Origin of the sequence: Cognatundibacterium luofuense (assembly GCF_018139685.1) — a bacterium.
GTDB classification, from domain to species: domain Bacteria; phylum Pseudomonadota; class Gammaproteobacteria; order Burkholderiales; family Burkholderiaceae_D; genus Undibacterium; species Undibacterium luofuense.
Window position 1 is genome coordinate 1 of the sequence record NZ_JAGSPN010000054.1, and the last position, 695, is coordinate 695.

Consider the following 695-nt stretch of genomic DNA (forward strand, 5'->3'; position numbering starts at 1 on the left):
CAGATGATCGTGTCCACTTAATAAGTGGACACTTATACATGATGGACGATGAAATCAATACGCCAAGACGGCGTCGGCGGCACAGTGCCGAATTCAAGGCTCAGGTCATTCAAGCCTGCAAACAACCCGGAGCTTCCATTGCCGCCACGGCATTGCGTTACCAGCTGAACGCCAATCAGGTCCGTATCTGGATCAAGGCGCATGAGCAATTGGCGATACCGTCGACGCCAATTGCACCGGTTACCAAAACTCCCGAATTCATTCCCATTCCGTTGCCTGCGCCAACCGCAGTCACTGCGACACCTGACATCGTGATTGACATCAGACGAGGAGCAGCTCATGTGACTGTGCGCTGGCCGCAAGCTGCGGCCGCAGAGTGCGCCGGCTGGCTGCAGAACTGGCTAAGATGATCCGGATAGATTCCATCTGGCTGGCAACAGAGCCGATTGATATGCGCATCGGTATGGATACTGCACTGGCAAGGGTAGTTCAGGTATTCGGTGCAGCGCGGCCGCATCATGCCTACCTGTTTAGCAACAAGCGTTCGACGCGTATCAAAATCCTGATTTATGACGGGTTCGGTATCTGGCTGGCGAGCCGGCGTCTGAACAAGGGAAGCTTTACCTGGACTGACAGTGGTCATTTGTCGGTCGCGCTCAACACCGGCCAGCTACAGGCGCTGGTGACCGGCCTGC

Annotated in this window: 2 protein-coding genes; both read left to right on the forward strand. The window is 55.7% G+C overall.

What is annotated here, in order from left to right; genetic code table 11:
- Window positions 1-410 (forward strand): IS66-like element accessory protein TnpA (gene tnpA, locus KDM89_RS19240; RefSeq protein ID WP_212689527.1); only part of this gene is annotated, 410 nt, incomplete at its 5' end.
- A partial coding sequence (gene tnpB, locus KDM89_RS19245) for an IS66 family insertion sequence element accessory protein TnpB (RefSeq protein WP_212689528.1) occupies window positions 407-695 on the forward strand: 289 nt, incomplete at its 3' end. The genes tnpA and tnpB, both read left to right, overlap by 4 nt.